Raw genomic sequence first — 22430 nt, 5'->3', positions numbered from 1 at the left:
TTCAACCTCGATTGCCTCCCCCCTTTCTATGGTTTCAAGTTTTATCGCTTCTTTAACGCATTGGCCAACAGAAACCAGCTCGCATGCGGAATCCATTGCTCCGCCCAGCGCCAGTTATCATCTATTTCATCTGTCGGCTTACGGATAAAGGCGATTCCTTCCTCGTCGTGCAAAGCACTGGTAATACCGTTGCAAATGCCGCCCGGGCAGTTCATAAAATCGTAGCGTCCTTTAAAGAAATACTGTATATTGTTGCGGCCGTAGCCTTCAATCATACAAGCGTCAAACGGATTGCACCCCATAATCCAGTTCAGCTGATCCTGCGCAAAGCGCAGCAAATCCTCTTGAAGCTGCCGGTCGGAAGTACGTTCCGCAACGGCGCGGGCTGCGCTGGAAAGGGAAGCCAGCCTTGCGTTGTCGCCCTGCCACCACGGCTTTGCCGAGGATTCATGGCAGTAGAAAAAACGATTAACAATCCTCCCGTCGGCGTCACGGTGCTGATACCGGGGATAGCCGAACGGGTTCACACACTGGGAGGCCATGTGCAGGCACCAGCGCATCGCCTTTTCAGCAGATGCCTCCGCCCGCACTTTCTCTCGCGCATCCGGTTCAATTTCCGCAAAGGCAAGAAGCGCAAGTACCGGCATTCCCTCATCGGTAGCCGAATAAAACGGCTCTCCGGGCAGGACCTCAAACCATGCCAAAGCATCCCCAAGGGGGAGCATGCGGTTCATAATGCGACCGGCCATTTCCTCCGCCCGGACAAGATACGCATATTCGCGTGTTGCCTTATACAACTCCGTCGCGGCAAACAGCGCGCAGTATTCGTCAATCAAATTCCATTGGCCATCATTTGTATAACGTTCGTTATTATGGTACAGGGTGTCCCATGCGCGTTTCGCCGCGGCAATATACTGACCCTGTGTAAAATCCGTACCGGGGTAATAATGGCGGGACGCCGCCGCCAACGCCGCAATACACATTCCCCCTCCTGAACGGAAGCTGACTTCGTAATTTTCATCGCCTATGGTTTCTTCGTCCGCGGTTTCCGCTTTTTCTGAAAACTGATTGCTGGAGTGATGGTATTCGAATCCGATCCCGCGGTTTCCATGCACGCATCCGAATGAATCGCTACGCAGGATTGCGGTAAAAAACGACCCCGACGGCGCCTGCATGCGCATAATAAAATCCGCACCGAAAGTGCCTTCATCCAGCATACGCCGCTCCAGTATGGAATAATTCTTATTTCCGGACTTCATCAACAAATCTGCCGCCTGTAAGAAAACATAGGCGCTCCACCCCAACTGCTGGGGATTGTGGGTCGTGCTGTGGGATAAGTGCGACATTCGGATACCGCAATCGCCGGTCGCGTCGAACCAACCTCCGTGAACGTCCCACACCCCCTCGCGCTCTCCATAAAAAGGCAGGCAGCGATCCTCCTCCAGCCATTCGCCGGTTGAGCGCTGCGCTTTAAAATAATACGTCACTGCATTCAGCATGCGCATGCTGTGCTGGCACACCGCAATTTCAAACGGGAAGGATCGAACCTTCCCGCGGTTCGTTTCCAATTCAACAACATATGTTCCCGGCTTTTGAACTGGGGAAAAATCCATCGTCCAGTAGCTGCCTGTATTCCAGCGTCCTACCGGGCCCGCATACAGCGCGGTTCCGGAAAAAACCGTTTCGCCGCTGCTTTCATCCACCAGCGAAAAGCGTTCCGCGCCGTCACCTTCCTTTCCCTGATATACCGCTTTTTTATAGTCCGCCGTTTCATAACCGAGATGATTCGTCAGTATTTTCATTGAATTACCCTTTCCAAATAAAATTTCCGGCGCACTTTGGAAGGGGAAACCGCTGTGCCGCAAAAGGGCGGAATCCTCCCCTTTCCCCACCGCCTTGCCGGACTATGCCGGAGACCGGTTCCCACAGCCGGAATTCCGATATTCAAGCGGTGTGCAATGTACAAATTTTTTAAAAGTCTTTGAAAAATGCGTTACATCATTAAACGCTAAATAGTCGCCGATTTCATGTACTTTCAGGGAAGGGTCGCAAAGAAGCTCCTTCGCTTTTTCAATCCGCATCTGATTCAACAGGTCATTAAAGCTCTGATGCGTATATTTATTCAGCAGCTTGCTTAGATGCCACTGACTTACATAAGCTTTATCTGCAACGTCGGTCAGCTTTATTTTTTCCGTATAATGTTCTTTCATATACTGGAGCGCCGCGCTCACAACCATATTGCCGGATTCTCCGTCCGAATCCACCGGGGAAAAATCCATTTTTACAACGGAATCCGAATACAACTGATCCAGCCTCGCCGTCATCACTTCCAGCGTTTCGTTAATTTCATCCATTTGCGAGGGCTTCAGTAAAAAGCGGGTGACCCCCAGTTGAATTGCCTTTTGCGCGTATTCGAAATCACGATATCCGGTTAGCACCGCAATCTGCATATTGGGGAATTCGCTTTTTACCCCGGCAAGCATTGTCAATCCATCTATATGCGCCATGCGGATATCCGTAAACAGGATATCCGGCTTGAATTTCCGGATTTTCTGCGCGCCCGTGGTTGCGTCGTCCGCAGTTGCAACCACTCTGCACCCGTATTTTTTCCAGTTTACGACTTTTTTCAGTCCTTCCACGATAACCAATTCATCATCCACGAGAATTACGTCATACAAATCCATAACCTCCCGTTCTGTAAAAACCTAAAGGCTACTATGTCCGTGCGCATACGGGCAGAGGAAGAAAAGATGTATTTTTAAAGCTGTTTCCGCTATAAATCAGCCTTTCACAGCACCTATCGTCATTCCCTTTATAATGTTTTTCTGTAGCAAGATGTAAATAATCAAAACCGGAATAACAACCAAAATGACCGAAGCATTCATAAATCCATAGTTTGTTCCAGCCTGGGACGTAATCTGGCTGAGCAGGAGCGTGATCGTGCGGGTTCCGGGGCGATCCAAAAAGAACATCTGCGTAAACAGGTCGTTATAAGACCAGAGGAACGTAAAGATGGAAACCGTAGCGAAGGATGGCTTTGCAACCGGCAAAATAATCTTCGTGAAAATCTGAACCACATTGCAGCCTTCCAGAAAAGCCGACTCTTCCAATTCAATGGGAAGCCCTTGAATATATCCGCGCAGTACAATAATGGCAAAGGAAAGGTTCCCGGCAACCTGTGGAAGGATTACGCTCAGCAGGGAAATCAGATTGTTGTCATTATTAACGATTCCCCACCGGTATTCCATACGGAATACCGGAATAATGGTAGCGAAAACAGGGAACATCATGCTGGCAACAATCAGGCTTTCCAGTATTTTTTTGCCCCGGAACTGGTAGCGGGCAAGCGCAAAGGCGCTGAGGCCGGCCAGAATAATCACCAGTATGGTTACCGCTATGGAAATCAGCAGGCTGTTCAGATAGGCGCTTCCAATATCAATGCGCTCAAAAGCCGTTTGAAAGTTTTGCATCGTGAACCTTTTCCCAACCGGTAGGGTAAACGAGCTTTGCTGAATATAGGCATTTTTCTTGAATGAGTTCATTATAACCCAGATAAAGGGGTAAATTGTGGTCAGCGACCACACGATCAGTACCAGATAAACAATGATCTTACTGACGCTGACCGGGCTTTTCCGTTTCGACAGAGCAGTCATTGGTTCCTTCCTTTCAATACTCTTTCTCTTTAAATATGCGGCTTGCGGCCTGAGAAAGGACAACTCCCAGAACCACAATTGCGATCGCAATTGTTGAACTGTAGTCTACGTCCCCCAGTTTCCATGCCTGCTGGTACATATATGTGCCGGTCAGCCATGTGGTATCCATCGGCATTCCGGAAGGGAACATGACCCATGGCAGATCAAAGACTTTCAGCGCACCGGTAATGGCTAAAACCAGGCAGGTACAAAGCGTATTGCGAAGCAAAGGCAGAGTGATGCAACCTATGCGCTGCATTTTGGTCGCACCGTCGATTTCAGCCGCTTCGTACAGCTCCTGTGAAATATTATTCAAGCCCGTCGCGAGAATCACGAAATAGAAACCCACGTACTGCCAGCAAACCGGAATGAACATGGTGGCAAGCGCGTGCGATTTATCCTTCCAATCAATCGGAAGGTCGGCCTGCTGAAGGTGAATGGCCTGCAAAAGCTGATTGATCATACCACCGTCATACAGAAAGACCAGATTGAACATCAGGCCGAGCGCGGAGGCGGAGATAACGATCGGGAAAAAAAACGCCGTACGGAAAAACTGGGTGCCAAAGCGAATGTTGTCGACTAAAAGCGCCAGCACTAGCGCGATGCCCACCTGAAAAACGATGGTCAGAAGGATCATCAAAAACGTGTTTTTCATGGCCACGCCCATAAGCGGGTCCTGAAAAAGCTTAACGTAATTTTCATACCAGGGCTGATTGACGCCGAGCGCCTTATCCCCCAACGCGGTAATATGTAAAAAGCTGTTAATAACGTTCATGACAAACGGGTAATACAAAAAAACCGCCATAAAAAGCAAGGACGGGATCAGGAATAAAAATAGTGCTCCCTTTTTTCGATATATCATTGCATTCATGTGACTGCCTCTTTTCAAAAAAGCCGGGGAGAGGCTTTCTCCCCGGCTCATCCAGTGTAATTCTTGGTAGGTCAATTATCATATCATACTGCAAATTTGCGTAACCGATTTCGTTTATTGACTCAGGAAGCCTCGGAAGAATTTGAGGTCTGCGCTTGGAAAGCTTTCTGGGCGGCAATAACATTGCCGACGGCTTTCGTAATATCCAGCTTACCGGTAACCATATTTTTTACGTCGGCAAAAAATGGAGTGCGCACGCTCTTGTTATCCATCAAATCTTCAACAGCGGCAGAAATTCCGGTAACCTTCTTGTTCATCTCATTTACCTTCTTTACCAGAGGGGATGCCGTGCTTGGAGAGATAACACCGTTCTTCAAAGCGGAAATCGAACCGGCGGCGCAGAAGGTGGAAACAACATCGTCCTGCGTCATATGAGAAACGAAATCCACGCAGGCGTCGCGCTTTTCAGGGTTGTTCCAAGCCTTGGTGGTAATAAAGTAACCCATGGAAATGCCCCCGATGTAATCTGTGGAAGCTCTTGTGGAACCCTTTACCGGCGGGAAAACAACATCAATATTCTCGATATCCGGCTTCCCGTCTCCGTCCATATCCTCTTTCATATTTTCCTCAAACCAGCCGACTTTCCAGGAACCGTCAATCATGAAGGCCGCCTTATTTTTTGCCATCAGGTTGTTGGTGTCCGCATCGGTTGTGGAATTGGTATTCTTGGGGAAATAGCCTTTTTCAAACAATTCCTTTAAGTCATTTAAACCGTTAATCCACGCCTTACCGGCATCATCTGTGATGGATTGTGGCATGGTGTTAAAGGTTGTCGGGCTCATATAATTGTAGGCTAAAAATTCGAACCAGTAATTCGGAACTTCCGCAAGAGAGGCTGCAATCGGCGTATAGCCCTTATTTTTAATGATTTCGCAGTCCTTTAAGAACTGGTCGTATGTATAGCCCACCATTGGAACCGTAATTCCGCAATCCTTCAGAACCTTGGTATTTACAAACATGGATTCCCAGTAACCGTTCACAGGTATGCTGTAATTCTTGCCATCCACAGGAGAAGCGCCCAGCATATCTTCCCTCATATTTTTCGCATAATCGGGATATTGTTTGCGGATTTCGTCGATTGAGACGACCTTTTTGTTTTTTACCAGCTTATTGGAATCCGCTCCGTTAAAGAAAAAGAGGACGTCAGGTTCGGAACCGACTTCAAAGCTGTTCATTACCTTGACCTTCCAGTCCTCGTTGCCGGTACCGGAAGAGTCCCTGATCGTATTGCCGGTTTTCTGTTCCCAGGCTTTTACCGCCGCTTCATAGTTTTTCCTGTTGCCGTCGTCTCCGCCGTAGGAAGTAACTACGTCGAGTGAAACCTTTTTCCCGGCAGCCGCAGCGGACGGCGTATCGCTTTTTGATTCCGTTGCGGCAGACTTGCTGCTTCCGCACGCTGTAAATACGGACGCAGCCATTAAGACTGACAGAACCATCGCTAAAATCCTTTTCATATTTTCCTCCATACTGTATAAATATTGTATTCGTCCTCTGCTAAATATCATAACTTTTTCACAATTCTATTACAATATATGAACTTGCCATTTGTTGTATAATATTGTTCATTATATGATTTTTAGGACTTTTGCTCCGCAGGAAGTGTTATTTTTGCAACGGTATTCCCGTTTTCCGCTGTGCTGATTTCCAGATTTCCATACGAACCGTAAAGGATATGCAGCCTCTGATAAACATTGTGAATACCAAGGCTGCCGGAATGCTCAATCTGGGAATTGTAGCCGTCCGTAAGCAGCCGGGCAATTTTCTGCTTGTCGTCTTCGGTCATGATTCCCGTGTTTTCCACCTCGAGGGTAAGCTGATTTTCCACCCGGTAAACCCGGATAAAGATTTCACCGTTTCTCTGGGAATCCACCCCATGCTCCACGGCGTTTTCAAGAATCGGCTGCATCACCAGGCGGGGCACCATACAGGTTAACAGGGATTCGTCAATTTCCATTTTTACCGTCAGCCTGCTTCCAAGCCGCTGTTTAATGATATACAGATAGGAATTTACGTACTTCATTTCTTCGGAAAGCGGAATCAGGCGGCTGTTCTTGCGGCACATGGCGGCGTTAAGCATCGTTGCCAGCGCATTAATCATATTGGATATCTTCTCATTGCCGATCATGCGGGATTCCCAGTTAATCAGTTCCAACGTATTATTCAAAAAATAGGGATTGATCTGGGCCTGGAGTGCCATGATTTTTGCGTCGCGCAGCGCCAGCTCATCATTATAAATCTGTTCAAACTGCGCTTTCAGGCGGTCGGACATCCGGTTAAAATCCTTGGAAAGATGTTCAAAATCCCGGTTCGGAAAATCTTCTTCCATATGGATACCGAAATTTCCATTTCCCAGCTTTTGATACATCTCCAGAAATCTGGAAATCGGCCGGGTTACGTTCCGGGTAAAGAAGTAATAAGCCCAGCAAAGAAGGGGGAGCACCAAAAGGCACAGCAAAAACAGGAGCAACTGAAAATGCGCAAGAGACGCCATAATTTCAGAGGAATTTATTCGGATGGCATAGTTTAGCGTTCCAATATTCATCTTTTTTGAACCGGTGATAAGCGCTGGATACCGGTTCGGGGAATTTACCGCAGCCTCGTATTCAACCTTTGAAATCAGCGAACCTTTTATCTGCATGGCGCTGTCGTCAATCCAAACAGTAGAATCCGTTCCATACACAACATTCATCAGGTTGCCAAAAACATTTGCCTTATTCAACTGTAAAACAAGCGTCGCGTAAGGCGCAAACGTATAACTGTTCACCAGATTACGTACCAAATAATATTTTCCGTCCATGCTGTAAAAGCCAACCCGGTTTCCGAGCGATTTGGCAAAATCACAGATCTTTTCATGAACATCCGTATGGTATTTCTGATATTGGACAAAGGTCATCCCCGACGTCTCGTTGTACGTATAATAAAGCGTATCGGGGTCATCATCGTAGTAAAGGACGGTCATGTCGAACTGGCTGCTGTTGCCGTACTGTACTTTGAGAAAGTTTGTTACATCGGCATACAGCTCATCCGAACTGTATTTCATAATCTTCCGGTTCAAATAACGGTAATAAGCATCGGAGATATCGGGATTATATGTAGCGGCATAGGAAGCGTTCACCGACGCATCAATCTGCGCCGCACAGATTTCCGCAGAAGCGATGACACTATTTGTAATATTTTCCATCATCCGATTCCGGATCTGATCCGAGGTGTAGACGCCCGCGATCCCGATAATAACCAAAAGCGGCAGCACCCAAAAGAAAATAACCGTAAATAACACATTTGTTTTCAAAGAGCGCTTCTTTTTCCCTTCCGGATTCTTTTCCCTATTCATAATGTTCCCCTTTCCCCTTTTAACTGTATTGAAAACGATATTCCTCAGTAGTATTATATCGTATCTGCGGAGAATTGGAAATTCATTTCCAATTCTAGCGTATCCTTCGGAGCATACCCTTTCCATTAAGGTAGGCCTGTCCGATAAAGCGGCCGAAGGCTCCCTTACAATAAATTGATTGCATTCCCCGGCAATTTATTGTGGAAAATCTCTCGGAATATGCTATAATAATAAAATCAGAAAAAACACTTGTTGATCACAAAACTGAATATTGATTTCGGTTTCATTTCACATGAATCAAAAGGGAATAGAGTGAAAATCTCTAACAGCTTACTCTACCGTGAACGGGGACTGGGTTTACATAACCATTGTGCTTTTGCATGAGAAGGGTAAACTCCGGGATAATCTGAAGTCGGGAGACCTGCCGGAATCTTTGAAAAGCAACTTTTGGTAAGAAAAGGGGATTTTCATAGTTTGCAGATATGCGCGCAGGCATACCTGCTTGTTTTTATGAATTGAACTGACGCTTATGAAAAGTGTCAGTTCTTTTTATATAATGGTTTTTGCTTACTGCCATGGAAAACATTCGGCAGTTTGGAGGGGTATTTATGAGGACACTAAAAAAAATGCTGGAGGCGTTCCTCGCCGTTTCAACGGCCGCAGTACTGTTTTTCGGCTGTTCCGTCAGCTCCGTTTCCAACACGTCCGCCTTGCCCGGCGACGGCATTATAAAGGAATCGGTCTTTGAAAGCGCAAAAAAAGACGCGCGGATTCTCACGTTCCAAGGGAAAAGCGGAGAGATTTCGTATTCCTGGTTCTTTGACGGCGCATCCATTTCTTCACCCGCCGCGCAGAACCTGAAAGTCGATATTTCGGACGCTGGAAGCGATTTGGGCAGCGCGGTGGTTTCTTCAAACCGGGTGAAACTGCATTTTCATGAGCAGAATCTGATACAGGCAAAAACCTCGCTGAAAATTGATTTTCCAACATTATGGGGCGTGCAAAAGGTACGCATTTACCGGAAAACCGCAGACGCAATCCAAATGCTGCGGGAATCGCCGCTGAATAACGACAAGACTTCTTCTGTGTTGCTCCCGATGGACAGCACCATGGACGACCTGTACCTTGCCGCGGTCGATTCCTCATTCCATGAGGATGCCGCGCAGGTTGTTTCCAGCCCGTCCGATAAGACGGGCGATCCGGCTTCCGCGGCGGCCAACCAAAGCCCAGAGGGCACAGGCTCCTCCGAAGCGGAGCAAAAAGCGGCGGTATCCGGCGCGCCCGCCCAAAACAAGGGCGGCGCTTCCGGGAAAGCCAAAAGCAAAACAGGTTCCCCTTCCGGCGGGAATGCTTCTTCAAAAGCATCCGGAAAAGACCGGTATTTGACAGACCCCACTCCGCCCGGAAAGCCAAAGCCGGTTGAACCGCAGGATGTTAAGAAAAACACGAAAAAGGCATACTACTGCACGCTTTCGATCGACTGCAAAACCATTCTGAACAACATGGATCGCCTGAACAAGGAAAAGCAATCGGTCATGCCGCCCGACGGAATCATTATGAAACCGCGGAGAGTCCTTTTTTACGAAGGTGAATCGGTATTTGATATTCTGCTGCGGGAAACGAAAAAAGAATCCATCCAGATGGAATACCGGGCGACCCCGATGTACAATTCCAACTATATCGAGGGAATCCACAATCTTTATGAATTTGACTGCGGCGAGCTGAGCGGATGGATGTACAAGGTAAACGGCTGGTACCCGAATTACGGCTGCAGCCGCTATCTATTAAAAGACGGGGACGTTGTGGACTGGCGGTTTACCTGTGATTTAGGAAGGGATGTGGGCTGTGACTGGGATGTTTCAAAAAAATAGTCCGGATGCGTTTTCAAGCTATCATCCGGTCATCTTATTCCTGTATTTCTGTGTTGTACTCTTTTTCACCATGTTCTTCCTACATCCCGTCCTGCTGGCCATTTCCTTCTGCTCCGTATTTCTGTATTCCGTACAGCTTAACGGACGGAAAGCCATCCGGTTCAACATTTTCTGCATGCTTCCTGTCACGGTCATCGTATCCCTGATCAACCCGCTGTTCAGCCACGCCGGCGTGACCATCCTGTTCTATCTGAACGAGAATCCCGTCACGCTGGAATCGATTGCATTCGGCATTGTTTCCGGCGGCGCTTTCATTACGGTAATCATCGCCTTTTCCTGCTTCAACAAAATCTTGACGAGCGATAAGCTAATGTATCTGTTTGGCAGGCTGATTCCCGTTTTATCCCTGATGTTTTCCATGACCCTGCGGTTTGTGCCAAGATATAAGGCGCAAATCAAAAAAATAGCGAACGCGCAGCTCTGCATCGGAATGGACGCTTCCCACGGGAATCTTCTGCAACGCGTAAAGAACGGCATCCAGATTCTTTCAATTTTAATCACGTGGGCTTTGGAAAACGCGATTGAAACGGCGGATTCCATGAAGGCAAGAGGATTCGGGCTGAAAGGAAGAACCTCGTTTTCCGTCTTTTCGTGGAAGCGTAGGGACAAAACCCTTTTGGCCACGGAAGCCGCACTGCTCTTTGCCCTTCTTTTGGGGCTTGGGCTGGGAAAGTTTGAATCGGTTTACTTTCCGGCCATCCGTATCGCATGGCCGGAAGGCAAAAGCGCCGCGTTTTATCTTGCGTACGCCCTGTTCTGCCTGCTTCCCATCATCGTGAATAGGAGAGAAAACATTGTATGGAACAAATTAAAATCACCGGATTGAGCTTTTCCTATCCGAATACAAACGGCACGGGGCTTTCCGATATGAACCTGTCCGTGCAAAAAGGGGACTTTATCTTACTGTTCGGCCGATCGGGCTGCGGCAAAAGCACGTTTCTGAAACAGTTAAAGCCGGTCATCGCGCCGTTTGGCAAGCGCAAAGGCAGCATCGAATTCTGCGGAAGGGACATCACCAGCCTTTCCCACCGGGAGCAAAGCACCGCCATCGGCTTTGTTTCCCAGAATCCGGACAACCAGATCGTAACCGACAAGGTATGGCACGAGCTCGCGTTCGGGCTAGAAAGCCTGGGCTGCGACAGTAAAACCATCCGTTTACGGGTTGCCGAAATGGCTTCTTTTTTTGGAATACAAGACTGGTTTTATAAACCCGTTACCGAGCTGTCCGGCGGGCAGCGGCAGATTTTGAACCTTGCCTCGGTTATGGTGATGCAACCGCAGGTGCTTCTGCTGGACGAGCCCACCTCGCAGCTAGACCCGATTGCGACCGCCAATTTTGTTCAGATGCTCCGGAAAATCAACGAAGAGCTGGACGTTACCATTCTGATTTCAGAACACCATCTGGAAGAAGTCCTCCCGGTCTGCTCCCGCGTCCTTTTTATGGACGGGGGCAGGCTCGTACTGGATACAAAACCCCGCGAAATCGGAAGGGAAATGAACAGAATAAACAGCGATATGGCGGCGGCGCTCCCCGACTGTGTGAAAATCTTTACCGCGTTTTGCAGCGGCGAATCGCCGGTCAATGTGAAGGAAGCCAAACAATGGCTGGAAGCAACTGTCCGGCCCCAAGCGGAACCGGAAACGAAGCCGGAGCAAAAGCAGCCCCTTCCTGACGGCGCTCCTGCAGTCACCCTGAGCGATGTCTGGTTCCGATACGACAAAAAAGAAAGGGACATTGTAAAAGGCGTGTCGCTTCAAATCCGGCAGGGGACTGTGTACAGCATTGTCGGCGGAAACGGCGTAGGAAAATCCACCCTCCTTTCCCTGATCGGCGGAGTCTATGCGCCGTACCGGGGCAAAGTGAAGCTGTTTGGGCAGGATTTGTTTAAAATAAAGCCGGAAGAACGGTACAGGGATCTGTTCGGCTACCTCCCGCAGGAGCCACAAAACCTGTTCCGGCGCAAAACCGTCCGCCTAGATTTGGAAGAGCTCGCGGCGCGGATTTCTCCCGACCGGGAAAGTGCCGAAGCGCAGATAAAAAACGTGTCGGAATTCTTTCATCTGGAACCTTTACTGGCGCGCCACCCGTTTGATCTGAGCGGCGGCGAACAGCAATGCGCGGCAATGGCCAAGGTTATGCTGACAAACCCGCGGATTCTCCTTTTGGACGAGCCGACCAAAGGAATCGATTCGGTCTTTAAACAGAAGCTGTCCCAATGGTTGAAAGCTTTGAAAGCACAGGGCAAAACCATTGTGCTGGTCTCCCACGACCTTGATTTCTGCGCGGACTGTTCGGATGTCTGCGCGCTGATGTTTAACGGTGAGATTATCGCGGAAAATACCGTTCGACAGTTTTTTACCGGAAACCGTTTCTACACCACCCCTTTAAACCGAATTGTACGGGATATCTTTCCAAACTGTCTCACCTATGAGGAAGTGATTCCATTATGCAGAGAAAATTTGATAAGAGGCTGATTCTTTCTTCCGTCCTGATTCTGATTGCCATTCCGCTCACTATCGCATTCGGCGTGGTGTTCCTTCACGATCGGAAGTACTACTTTATCAGCATTGCCATCCTGATTTACACCATGCTGCCCTTCCTCCTTGTTTTCGAGCAACGGGGGCCGAGGGCGCGTGAAATTATCCTGGTCTGTTCCCTTTCCGCCATTGCGGTAATCGGAAGGGCAGCGTTTTTCATGCTTCCCCATTTTAAGCCGGTCGCCGCCATCGTGATCATTTCCGCCGTCTGCCTGGGGCCGGAATCCGGCTTTCTGGTCGGCGCGCTTTCGGGCTTTGTTTCCAACTTTTTTTACGGGCAGGGGCCATGGACGCCGTGGCAGATGTTCAGCTTCGGGATCATCGGCTTTTGGGCGGGGGTCCTTCACCGGAAAGGTATTTTAAAGCTTCGCAAGCTGGATCTCTGCGTTTTCGGCGGATTGTCCACTTTTCTGATTTACGGCGGGCTGATGAACTTCGACTCCGTCCTGATGTTTTCATCTACGATCAACAAGGACCTTCTCCTTGCAGCCTATCTTTCCGGCATCCCATTCGATCTGGTTCACGCCGCGTCAACCGTACTGTTCCTGTTTTTTATAGAAGAACCCATGATTGAAAAAATCACAAGGATCCGAGTAAAGTACGGCCTGATTAACGAAAGTGAACTGCTCAAAGATTCCTAGCGAACTCAATTTGCAAATCCGCGTTTCCAAAAGGGCGCATCCATATACAGAAAAAAAGGAGGACTTTTCATGAAAAGATTGTTCCGGTCTGCGGTAGGCCTTGTCCTTGCGCTTTCTTTGGCGCTTGCAAGCTTTACCGCAACCGCCGGCGTGCATCCGGCTTTGTTCAGAAGCCCGGTTTCTGATTCAGGTGTAATGGATTCGGGTAAAAAGGATTCCGGTATAACCGGTATAAAGGAATCCGGCCCCGTGCCGGAGGGGCACATCATCATTGACGTAGAAAAATTCACATTGGGACAGGGCTATCTGGTTGAGCCGGCTGTGGTTCCCTTTTACAACGGTGACAACGGCGCGGCCATCCTAACACGCCTACTGGGTGAAGGGAATTACAGGCATACGGGAGAAATCGAAAGCGGGTTTTATCTTTCCAAGATAAAAGACGGCCCGCACCCCCTGCATATTCCGAAGTACATAACAGACAACGGCGGGCCGTCTAATACGGAAAACGAGGGAAAAGGCGATCCGGACTGGCTTGGCGAGTTTGATTATGGCTTTATGTCCGGATGGATGTACTTTGTCAATAACCGCTGTATGCCGTACGGCTGTTCCGATTACCAGCCCCAGGACGGGGACGTTATCCGGTGGCAGTTTACGCTGCACGGCTATGGGAGCGACCTTGGCACCGCCTTTATGGGGGAACCCATGGTCAAGGTTGCGAATAAAGACCGGCTGACCGCTCAGCTTGCCAAAATCAACAGTTCCAAATACAAGGACAAAATTATACAAAGCGGCCGGGCGATTTACGATGCCGCGCTGAAAACCGCCGAAAACATGGAGGCCTCTCAAATGGACACCGACGCTGCGGCGGAAGCGCTGTCGGGACTCTATGCCGACTACTTCTCGAAGAAGGAGGTTTCTTCCTTTCAATCGCTGGCGCCTTCCATAAGGGTACAGAAAGTGCGGTTTGGAACCGCTTTGCACGCGCTAAAACTGCCCCCATCCCTTGCTGCAACCGTAAACGGAAAATCTGCGATCGTCGACGGCGTTTCGTGGAATTCCACGCCGGATTATTCCCCAACGACCGCCGGCACCTATTCCTTCCGGGCGGAGCTTCCGGAAAAATACGTTTTGAAAGGCACATCCGCCCCGGTTATCACCGTAAGCGTTGACGAACATCCGCTCGGGAACGGCGGCACGCCAAAAGCGCTGAAGGTATCCGCGGAGGATATGAGCCAAGATGTTTCCAAAGTGCTTTTAAAAACGGTTCCGTCCGCTTCCTTCGGCACCTTCGCCGGGGAATGGACAGTTTTGGCGCTGGCCCGCTCTGGTGCGCAGGTTCCGAAGAACTATTACAACACGTACTATCAGAATGTCGTAAACTATGTTAAGAAAAAGGAGGGAAATCTTTCCAGCAGTAAATACACCGAGTATTCCCGTGCAATTATTGGCCTTACCGCCATTGGCCGGGACCCCAGAAACGTGGGCAGCTACAACCTGATTCGTCCGCTTGCCGATTTTGACAAAGTAAAATACCAGGGCATCAACGGTCCTATTTTCGCTTTGATTGCCCTTGACACCGCCAATTACGACATGCCAGAGGCGGAGAAGGGGAAAGCACAGAATTCGCGGGAGAAAATGGTGGAATATATTCTTTCCAAAGAGATTCCCGGCGGCGGATGGGCGCTTTCCGGTTCTACTCCCGACCCAGACATCACAGCCATGGCGCTGCAGGCACTATCGAAATACAAACAGCAGTCCGACGTTGCCGAAGCCATTGAGAGAGGTCTTAACACCCTTTCCCGGCTGCAGCGGAACGACGGCGGCTACCAAAGCTGGGGCACGCTCAACGCCGAAAGCACGGCGCAGGTCATCGTCGCTTTAACTGAGCTTGGCATAGATCCAAAAAGCGATTCCCGCTTTATTAAATCGGACGGAAGCTGGCTGCTTTCCGCTCTGTCAAGATTCTATATTCCGGAAAAAGGCTTCAGCCACATACTGAACGCAAAAGCGGACGCCATGGCCACCGACCAGTGCGCATATGCCCTAGCGGCTTACAACCGGCTGGGCGGCCATTCCCTTTACGATATGACGGACGTTATCCCTTATGAAATCGAAATTTCTTCGTTTGCCGAACTGCATCCTGCCGTAAAAAACCAAACCGCCGCGTACGGAACTGCACTGGAAAAGCTAAAGCTTCCGACATCGCTTACGGCTACCATCAACGGGAAAAAGGGCACAATCGCGGGAATTACCTGGACTTCCAGCCCGCAATATGACCCGAATACCGCAGGAACCTATCTCTTTACCGCAAAGCTGCCACAGGGCAATTATACGCTGTCCGGCAATGCGGAGCTACCGCAAATCACCGTAATGCTTGCGGAAAAGGGCAGTTCCGGCAATACGGTAAAAAGCCCGGGTTCATCAACCGCCCCCAAAGAAATCATTCTTCAGCCCGATGAGGCACCGGCTATAGCCGGTGAAAAAGCAACGATTACCACCACCGTTCAGGCGGATATCGCCGCTATTCTTGCGTCCGCAACAGCGGAAAAGCCAGAGGGAATAAAAATCGCCCTGCCGGCTGCATCCATTCTGGAACAGTTGAAAAACGACGGGATAAAAGCGGCAGCCCTAACGGTACTGGCACCAGAAGCCGTCGCGAACAACACCAATCCAAACGCAAAGCTGGAAATCACCCTAAGTCAAGCCGTTTTACAGGCGGCAAAGAACGGGCAGAAGGACCTTACGGTTTCCGTTGTGAATTCGGAAACCGGCAGGGAAGCCTACACCTGGATCTTTTCCGGCGCAGGCTTAAAGAATTCCATCGCTCCCGTCAATGATGTGAACCTTTCCCTGCATACCGTCCCGGCTGCGAACGACGCCGCTGTCCGGCCGATCGTGGAAGCAAACACGCAGGACAAAAAGGCTTCCGGCGTTCTTTTGAAATTTTCCGGTAGCGGCCTGCTGCCCGGTACAGCCAGCGTGAAGGTTTACGTAGGCGATCAGGAGGGCTGCGCCGCGAACGCAAAGGTATTCCTGTATTCCCTAAACCCGACGGAAAAATCGCTTGAGCAAATGCGAAAAAGCGAATATTCGGTGGATACATTCGGGTATATAACGTTTTCTACTGCACAGTACTCTGATTACGTGCTCCTACCGAACGCCGCTACGAATCCGTATCCGGTCATTTCCGATACGGTTTTCCCGACGGGTATCCAAAGCGGAAAAACCTATACCTTCGGGATTATCGTAACCGTCGGCGCGGCCCCGGCCTTTACAATTGGTAACGCGAACGCCTTCCGAAGCTCGGTAAAGCGCAAAGGCGATAAATATTATCTCAGCGTCACCGCCATCGGCGCTCCCGGCACAATGACTGCCGTATACAGTACGCTGCCGGGCCAGAAGCCGAACCGGCTCTGTTATATCGCGGTGAAGAATAATGAGAATTTCGCCCCTGCACCAGCCCTATAAAAACACAAGGGAAATATCCGCCGCCAATTGACAGTATGCGGTTTTGTGTGGTATGATCAATTGGTGCTCCGGTTATGAAAACCTGAAGCAAAGCGTTAAGACGGAATCCGGTTCTATCAAACCGTAAGGAAAGCCATGAAGGTTTACTCTGCGAGAGTATTGACTTCATGGCTTTTCATATCCTGAAGAAGGCGAAAAAGGGATACTCCTATCCCGGTGGAGGGCTGAAAAATGCATGAACTGCCCGTAGTTCTTGATATTATCCGCGTAATGGACGAAGAAGCGGAGAAAAATAAAATTAAAAAAATTAATAAAATTTCTTTGGTCATCGGAGAGCTATCTTCCATTATTGATGAATCGGTTCAAATGTACTTCGAAGTCGCAGCCAAAGGGCATCCCTGTGAGGGCGCAGATCTGGTTTTTGAGCACAGGCCCGCCATGCTTCGCTGCCAAAGCTGCGGGAAAAAATTTCCTCACACAAGGGATTTTCAGTGTCCGGATTGCGGCGGCGATTCCATTTTGATCAAGGGAACCGGCCGGGAATTTTATATTTTATCCTTTGACGGACAGTAAATGCTGATTTATAAGGTTAATAATGATGGAAAGGTGAAGAAAAATGGAAGTTATTATCATGAAAGAATTGCTCGAAGGCAACGAAAAGCTGGCGGAAGAAAATCGGAAATATTTTAAACAGCGGCATCTCCTTGCCGTAAACCTGATGGGTGCTCCCGGCGCGGGAAAGACCACGTTGATTTCCGCCATCGCCAAAGAGCTGAAGGATATTCCCGTCGGCGTGATCGAGGGGGACATTTCCTCATCCATTGACGCAGAAAATCTGGAGAAACAGGGACTGCGTTCTTCCCAGATCAATACCTGCGGGGAATGCCATCTGGACGCGCGCGTTATTCGGGACGGTGCCGATCAAATCGACATGCACGACGGCATTGTCTTTATTGAAAACGTGGGAAACCTCATCTGCCCTGCGGAATTTGACCTTGGCGAATCTGTGCGCCTGCTAGCCGCCAGCGTGCCGGAGGGCGACGACAAGCCGTTTAAGTATGTCCCGATGTTCAGCTATGTTGACGTGGTTGCATTGACAAAATGCGACCTGAAAGAAGCGGTCGGCTTTGACAGCGACAATTTTGTAAAGGGTCTGCGAGCCGTTTCGGAAGCGCCTGTCTTTGAGGTAAGCTTGAAAAAGAACGAAAAGGCAGCCGGAATTGACACCCTTGCCCGCTTTCTGAGAGAAAAATACGAGCAGATGTAAATTCCTTTTCCACAGAAAAGCTCCCGTAAGAATCCGCTTTGCGGTCTTACGGGAGCTTTTATTTGTTCTATTCACATTTACTAGCCTGCGGCATTATTTTAAAACCGCGGCGCCGATGATTCCCGCATCGTTTCCAAGCTTGGCGCGCACGACTTTCGGCGGTTCAACCTTATCGCTGCCAAAGCAGAGGCGGCGGACACAGTCGTTAATCGGGTCAAGCAGGCGCGCACCCTCGTTGCAGACACCGCCGCCGAGAATCACATATTCCGGTCGGAAAATATTGACGAAATTTATGACTCCCTCGCTCAGGCAAGCGACATATTCCTTCACAACCTGTTTCGCTGTTTCGTCACCCTGCCTTTCCGCTTCAAACGGGATCCGCGCGTCCATCCGCTCCAGATCGCCGCCGCACAGCTTCCAGAGCAAGGAATCTGGGTTCTTTTCCGCGGCGCGCTTCGCCTGCCGTATCAACGCGCTTGCGGACGCATACACTTCCAGGCATCCACGCCGCCCACAGGTGCAGGGCTCCCCGTCCTTCACCAAAACGGTGTGGCCAAGCTCCGCGCCGGCGGAATGGCAGCCTGCAAAAATCTTCCCATCCAGTATGATGCCCCCGCCGACGCCGGTGCCGAGGGTGAGAAGCACGGCGTTTTTACAACCCTTCGCAGCTCCCGCCGCCACTTCCCCCAGCGCAGCGCAGTTCGCATCGTTGCTGAGATAGCACGGGAGAGGAATCCATTTCTGCAATTCCGCCGTTAAGGGGATATTCTCCCATTTGATATTATTCGTATAAATGACCGTTCCGGTTTCTGAATCGCAAATCCCCGGGCTTCCAATGCCAACGGACGTGCACTGTTCCAGCGAAACGCCCGCTTCCTTCATCGCGGTGAACACTGCTTTCGCCATATCCTCAACAATCTGCTGATACGGGCGTTCCGCCTGTGTCGGTACGGAATGCTTTGCCACGAGCTGAAGGTTTTCATCCACAATTCCCACCGCAATATTGGTTCCTCCAAGGTCGATACCAATCCGGTAGGATGGAGGGGCGGGAATCCATGTGTGCAGAGCCTGGAAATTTCCGCTTACCTTACAGGCTCCCAAACCGGCAGGCAAAAAGACGCTGTCGCCTTTTTGAAATTCCAGCTTGCCGTCCTTCCATTCAACCTTTCCGATCCCGTCCAGGCACAGAAGATGGTGAAAACTCTTTTCGTCCGAATCAATCGCGATAGCCGTATTGGTTTCGATTTTATCTACTGTAAAATACCGGCAGCTTGCCAGATGCTTCTCCCACTTCCGCACCGGGGCGGGCTTCAGCGCCGCCACATCGAGCGCTTTTTGTATATGCAGCGGGCGCTTGTTGCCCTGCGCATCGGTGCGGTCGTAATCGTAAACGCGGTAGGTTACATTCGAATTCTGCTGAATCTCCGCAATCAGGATTCCCGCACCGATCGCGTGGATGGTACCCGCCTCAATGAAAAAAACGTCCCCCGGATGGACTTTCACCCGGTTGAGCACCTCCAGAAGGGTTCCGTCCTCCATGTGCTTTTGAAATTCTTGCTTTGTGACTTCACGGTTCAGGCCGTAGTACAGCGCCGCTCCCGGTTCGCAGTCGACCACATACCACATTTCCGTTTTCCCCTGCTGATGTTCAACCTGCGCGGCATAGCCGTTGTCCGGGTGCACCTGAACCGAAAGGTTTTCCTTCGCGTCAATCAGTTTGATCAGAATGGGGAAATCTTCAAACGCTTCGCAGTTTTTCCCGAGCAGGGCTTTCCCCTGTTCTTCAAGATAGCGGGCGAGTGTTTTGCCCTTTTCTTTCCCTTCCGCAATCGTGCTGGGTCCGTCCGGATGGCAGGACAGCTCCCATGTTTCCGCGATGATATCCTGCTCGCTCTGCTTTCCGAATTCATTTTTCAGCCTGTTCCCACCCCAAAGGTAGTCCTTGCAGGCCGGTGTTAATTTAATCGCTTCCATTTTCTCATCAGGCCTTTCCTTCCTAGCTTGATTCCGCTTCGCCTTCCCGCCCGATCGCCGACGGGCAAAAAGACGCCAAGGGAATCCTATCCATTTCAATATTAGCACAAATCGAACGATTTTCCCAGTCCGCTCAGTCCATGAAAACGCGTTTGGGGGACATGTATGCCACTCCGGCTTTGCCGCCGGTTCCCCCCGTTTCGATCCGCACCCCAAAGTTACGGAAATAAACTTCAGGTTCATCAAATTTTAGCTCCTGAAACAGCGAATTCTCAGGTTTGTACCCAATCGACAGAATTACGCTGTCACATTCCAGTTCTCTCACTTCACCATTTACATTAACCGCGAGTGTTCCGTTGCTATAACCGGTAACTCCATAATTCTCTTAACAGGGCAGGGATTTTATCATATATGCTCAGATAATCGTCTATTAGCTGCCGAAGATGTTCATAATAAAGAAGCAGATTTGTCGGCACCGGCGAACGCGTTTAATTACCAAATTACGGTTTCTCTTGCCCGCCGAAGTGCTTTCCTATATCCTTAAACGGCATACCAATAGAATGATATTTGAAGTAAGATAATAAACAAAATACATTCTCTTCGTCATAGTAACGGTATCCATTGCGCTCCTTTTTTGTGTTTATGATATTTTGTTTTTCAAAAAAGTGCAATGCCCCGGGTGTTATTCCAAGGATCCGAGCAACATCACGAACATGATATTTCATCTTGATCAACTCAAAAGTCTGTAGTTGCTACCGACTTTTACAAAAATTATATTACTAGAAATAACCAATTTCAACTGAAAGGCCTGATTGAAAAGCATATCTATGACGTGTTGCTCCATAGCTGAGCCTATTAAAGACATGACGCTTTCGGAACTGTGCAAGGACGACCCGGACGAAAGTTGCGATATTCTTGCAGAAATGATAAACCCTGTGCGGTAGTCAATGGCAAAGACGAGAAAGCAAGATTACAGAGATTATTTCGTACCATCATCTTTATACTAATTCTCAAGATCATCAACTCAAAGTGGAACAAGTAAACCATTCCATCCAAATATTTTGCACAACAGTTTAACAACCTATTATAATCATTATCCTCCTACAGAATCACACAATAATACCCCGAAACAGATTGCTCTGCTTCAGGGTCACATTATAGTCATGCCCCTCGGCTTGCCGGGGGCATGACTATAAGCCTATGTCCATTGTTAAGTTTAGAGAATGAACGGAACCGTTTGATGTCCTTATTTACTTTTTGATAGCCTTGAATGCGGCCGCCTGAGCGGTCATGCCGCGTTCAGAAGCCAAACGTTCAATTGAGGAAGCACCAAAGAAACCATCGATCTCAGGAATGTTCTTGATAATGTAAGCGGCATCCTCAGGATCAGCGATGGGTCCACCGTGGCAGATGACCATGATATTAGGATTGACTTTACGTCCGGCGTCAATAATGCTCTTGATAAGGGGGATGCAATCATCCAAAGTCTTAGCCGTGTTTGCACCGATTGAGCCTTTGGTGGTGAGGCCCATATGAGCGACCAGAATGTCTGCTCCGGCTTCCGCCATATCAACAGCCTGCTTGGGATCAAAGACGTAGGGACAGGTGAGCATATCAAGCTCATGGGCCTTGTGAATCATGTCAACCTCAAGTCCATAACCCATGCCGGTCTCCTCCAGGTTTTGGCGGAAAACTCCGTCAATAAGGCCTACCGTGGGGAAGTTCTGCACACCGTTGAAGCCCTGTGCTTTCAGCTCTTTCAGATAGATCTCCATAACGCGGAAAGGATCGGTACCGCAGACGCCTGCCAGTACTGGAGTCTTTTTAACAATCGGCAATACCTCATGCCCCATTTCAACAACGATCTGGTTCGCGTCCCCATAAGCCATCAGCCCGGCCAGAGAACCGCGACCCGCCATGCGGTAACGACCGGAATTATAAATAATCAGCATATCGACGTTGGCTTTTTCGGAGCATTTTGCGGTAATGCCGGTGCCCGCCCCAACGCCAACCAGAATCTTACCCGCAGCGATCTGTGCCTTGAAGTCAGCAATGATTTCTTCCCTGGATTTATATAGCATGATGTTATTCCTCCCATACGATAAGTTTATTAGGTTTCTTTAAATTTTTTTAGGTTTCTTGCCTGCTGCCGATTTTTGTGCCCAGCCTGATGCTAAGCCAACCGAAGCACAAACCAACTACATTTGAAAAGGCGAGCCATAGTGCTGCCAGCATGACGTTCTTCCAATCTGCCCAACCTCCATCATGAATGACGGCAGGAAAATTTCCGGCGTAGTAACCGGCGAACAGACAGGAAAAGGCATTAAAGGATGCCAGCGACATGGAGAAGAGATTACCCTTGCAGGACAACATGATGCCGAATACGGTTACACACACAACGGCGGCAAGCACCCAGATATTTGACCCGGCGGCATCGAAAACGATTGCGGAAATTGCGGCCATCGCATACCCGAACAGCATTGGGGGTATTGCGCGCTTAAAGGCGGCGGGCTTCGCTCCTTCAGCAAAGTACCATGCCCAACCTATAAACAGTCCCCAAACGGGGAACTTGACCACCGGAATAACCATAAAGAAGCAGGAGAGACCTGCAAGAACGGCAACGGAGAAGTCGAGTTTCGTAATTTTCAAACTAATCC

General features: G+C 49.4%; 17 protein-coding genes and 1 riboswitch. Of the genes, 7 read left to right on the top strand and 10 right to left on the bottom strand.

Annotated elements, in window-relative coordinates; genetic code table 11:
- Nucleotides 1-41: 41 nt before the first annotated feature.
- The 6 genes from CAGA_RS09450 to CAGA_RS09425 form a co-directional block, all read right to left on the bottom strand.
- Nucleotides 42-1802 carry a glycoside hydrolase family 9 protein gene (locus CAGA_RS09450; protein WP_135660193.1) on the bottom strand — a complete coding sequence of 587 codons (1761 nt, stop codon included), beginning with the start codon at nt 1800-1802 and terminating at the stop codon, nt 42-44.
- Between the two features lie 102 nt (nt 1803-1904).
- The gene (locus CAGA_RS09445) at nt 1905-2678 is read right to left on the bottom strand and encodes a response regulator transcription factor (protein WP_135660191.1); all 774 of its coding nucleotides are present in this window, start codon (nt 2676-2678) and stop codon (nt 1905-1907) included.
- Between the two features lie 102 nt (nt 2679-2780).
- Nucleotides 2781-3653, bottom strand: coding sequence for a carbohydrate ABC transporter permease (locus CAGA_RS09440; protein WP_135660189.1), 873 nt, complete (start codon nt 3651-3653; stop codon nt 2781-2783).
- Nucleotides 3654-3666: 13 nt separating this feature from the next.
- Nucleotides 3667-4563 (bottom strand): carbohydrate ABC transporter permease, encoded by an 897-nt coding sequence (locus tag CAGA_RS09435; RefSeq protein ID WP_135660187.1) that lies wholly within the window; start codon nt 4561-4563, stop codon nt 3667-3669.
- Nucleotides 4564-4685: 122 nt separating this feature from the next.
- Nucleotides 4686-6077, bottom strand: coding sequence for an ABC transporter substrate-binding protein (locus CAGA_RS09430; RefSeq protein WP_135660185.1), 1392 nt, complete (start codon nt 6075-6077; stop codon nt 4686-4688).
- Nucleotides 6078-6199: 122 nt separating this feature from the next.
- Nucleotides 6200-7954, bottom strand: coding sequence for a sensor histidine kinase (locus CAGA_RS09425; protein WP_167875209.1), 1755 nt, complete (start codon nt 7952-7954; stop codon nt 6200-6202).
- Nucleotides 7955-8215: 261 nt separating this feature from the next.
- A riboswitch (cobalamin riboswitch) is annotated at nt 8216-8397 on the top strand.
- Nucleotides 8398-8562: 165 nt separating this feature from the next.
- Here CAGA_RS09425 and CAGA_RS09420 point away from each other — a divergent pair.
- The 7 genes from CAGA_RS09420 to hypB all read left to right on the top strand — a co-directional run bounded on the left by CAGA_RS09420 (nt 8563) and on the right by hypB (nt 17799).
- The gene (locus tag CAGA_RS09420; RefSeq protein WP_243113014.1) at nt 8563-9825 is read left to right on the top strand and encodes a DUF4430 domain-containing protein; all 1263 of its coding nucleotides are present in this window, start codon (nt 8563-8565) and stop codon (nt 9823-9825) included.
- Nucleotides 9809-10711 carry an energy-coupling factor transporter transmembrane component T gene (locus CAGA_RS09415; RefSeq protein WP_135660181.1) on the top strand — a complete coding sequence of 301 codons (903 nt, stop codon included), beginning with the start codon at nt 9809-9811 and terminating at the stop codon, nt 10709-10711. Before CAGA_RS09420 ends, CAGA_RS09415 begins: the two co-directional genes overlap by 17 nt.
- Nucleotides 10684-12360, top strand: a complete 1677-nt coding sequence (locus CAGA_RS09410; protein ID WP_135660179.1) for an ABC transporter ATP-binding protein — start codon at nt 10684-10686, stop codon at nt 12358-12360. The genes CAGA_RS09415 and CAGA_RS09410 overlap by 28 nt, the downstream gene beginning before the upstream one ends.
- A complete protein-coding gene (locus CAGA_RS09405) occupies nt 12333-13064 on the top strand; it encodes an ECF transporter S component (protein ID WP_135660177.1) in 732 nt (243 codons plus the stop codon). The genes CAGA_RS09410 and CAGA_RS09405 overlap by 28 nt, the downstream gene beginning before the upstream one ends.
- Before the next feature lie 69 nt (nt 13065-13133).
- On the top strand, nt 13134-16532 hold the full coding sequence (locus tag CAGA_RS09400) for a DUF4430 domain-containing protein (protein ID WP_135660175.1): 3399 nt from the start codon (nt 13134-13136) through the stop codon (nt 16530-16532).
- A 231-nt stretch (nt 16533-16763) separates the two neighbouring features.
- The gene (locus tag CAGA_RS09395) at nt 16764-17105 is read left to right on the top strand and encodes a hydrogenase maturation nickel metallochaperone HypA/HybF (protein WP_135660173.1); all 342 of its coding nucleotides are present in this window, start codon (nt 16764-16766) and stop codon (nt 17103-17105) included.
- Nucleotides 17106-17148: 43 nt separating this feature from the next.
- On the top strand, nt 17149-17799 hold the full coding sequence (gene hypB, locus CAGA_RS09390) for a hydrogenase nickel incorporation protein HypB (RefSeq protein ID WP_135660171.1): 651 nt from the start codon (nt 17149-17151) through the stop codon (nt 17797-17799).
- A gap of 93 nt (nt 17800-17892) precedes the next feature.
- On the opposite strand, the gene CAGA_RS09385 is transcribed toward hypB, so the two are convergent.
- The 4 genes from CAGA_RS09385 to CAGA_RS09370 all read right to left on the bottom strand — a co-directional run bounded on the left by CAGA_RS09385 (nt 17893) and on the right by CAGA_RS09370 (nt 22422).
- Nucleotides 17893-19773, bottom strand: a complete 1881-nt coding sequence (locus CAGA_RS09385; protein WP_135660169.1) for a type I phosphomannose isomerase catalytic subunit — start codon at nt 19771-19773, stop codon at nt 17893-17895.
- 500 nt (nt 19774-20273) lie between these two features.
- On the bottom strand, nt 20274-20498 hold the full coding sequence (locus tag CAGA_RS09380; protein WP_135660166.1) for a MerR family transcriptional regulator: 225 nt from the start codon (nt 20496-20498) through the stop codon (nt 20274-20276).
- A gap of 525 nt (nt 20499-21023) precedes the next feature.
- Entirely contained in the window at nt 21024-21854 is an 831-nt protein-coding gene (locus CAGA_RS09375; protein WP_135660164.1) for a phosphoenolpyruvate hydrolase family protein, read from the bottom strand.
- A 49-nt stretch (nt 21855-21903) separates the two neighbouring features.
- On the bottom strand, nt 21904-22422 hold the full coding sequence (locus tag CAGA_RS09370; protein ID WP_135660162.1) for a DUF1097 domain-containing protein: 519 nt from the start codon (nt 22420-22422) through the stop codon (nt 21904-21906).
- Nucleotides 22423-22430 lie beyond the last annotated feature (8 nt).

The sequence above is a fragment of the Caproiciproducens galactitolivorans genome (assembly GCF_004768785.1).
GTDB lineage: Bacteria > Bacillota > Clostridia > Oscillospirales > Acutalibacteraceae > Caproiciproducens > Caproiciproducens galactitolivorans.
Note: the sequence above shows the minus strand (reverse complement) of the source record. Positions and strands in the feature narration are given on the sequence as shown.

What these genes read in the sequence shown, in the direction of transcription:
- CAGA_RS09450 (WP_135660193.1), bottom strand. Translation starts at nt 1,802, where the DNA reads ATGAAAATACTGACGAATCATCTCGGTTATGAAACGGCGGACTATAAA.
- CAGA_RS09440 (WP_135660189.1), bottom strand. Translation starts at nt 3,653, where the DNA reads ATGACTGCTCTGTCGAAACGGAAAAGCCCGGTCAGCGTCAGTAAGATC.
- CAGA_RS09435 (WP_135660187.1), bottom strand. Translation starts at nt 4,563, where the DNA reads ATGAATGCAATGATATATCGAAAAAAGGGAGCACTATTTTTATTCCTG.
- CAGA_RS09430 (WP_135660185.1), bottom strand. Translation starts at nt 6,077, where the DNA reads ATGAAAAGGATTTTAGCGATGGTTCTGTCAGTCTTAATGGCTGCGTCC.
- CAGA_RS09425 (WP_167875209.1), bottom strand. Translation starts at nt 7,954, where the DNA reads ATGAATAGGGAAAAGAATCCGGAAGGGAAAAAGAAGCGCTCTTTGAAA.
- CAGA_RS09420 (WP_243113014.1), top strand. Translation starts at nt 8,563, where the DNA reads ATGAGGACACTAAAAAAAATGCTGGAGGCGTTCCTCGCCGTTTCAACG.
- CAGA_RS09415 (WP_135660181.1), top strand. Translation starts at nt 9,809, where the DNA reads ATGTTTCAAAAAAATAGTCCGGATGCGTTTTCAAGCTATCATCCGGTC.
- CAGA_RS09410 (WP_135660179.1), top strand. Translation starts at nt 10,684, where the DNA reads ATGGAACAAATTAAAATCACCGGATTGAGCTTTTCCTATCCGAATACA.
- CAGA_RS09405 (WP_135660177.1), top strand. Translation starts at nt 12,333, where the DNA reads ATGCAGAGAAAATTTGATAAGAGGCTGATTCTTTCTTCCGTCCTGATT.
- CAGA_RS09400 (WP_135660175.1), top strand. Translation starts at nt 13,134, where the DNA reads ATGAAAAGATTGTTCCGGTCTGCGGTAGGCCTTGTCCTTGCGCTTTCT.
- CAGA_RS09395 (WP_135660173.1), top strand. Translation starts at nt 16,764, where the DNA reads ATGCATGAACTGCCCGTAGTTCTTGATATTATCCGCGTAATGGACGAA.
- hypB (WP_135660171.1), top strand. Translation starts at nt 17,149, where the DNA reads ATGGAAGTTATTATCATGAAAGAATTGCTCGAAGGCAACGAAAAGCTG.
- CAGA_RS09385 (WP_135660169.1), bottom strand. Translation starts at nt 19,773, where the DNA reads ATGGAAGCGATTAAATTAACACCGGCCTGCAAGGACTACCTTTGGGGT.
- CAGA_RS09380 (WP_135660166.1), bottom strand. Translation starts at nt 20,498, where the DNA reads ATGAAATATCATGTTCGTGATGTTGCTCGGATCCTTGGAATAACACCC.
- CAGA_RS09375 (WP_135660164.1), bottom strand. Translation starts at nt 21,854, where the DNA reads ATGCTATATAAATCCAGGGAAGAAATCATTGCTGACTTCAAGGCACAG.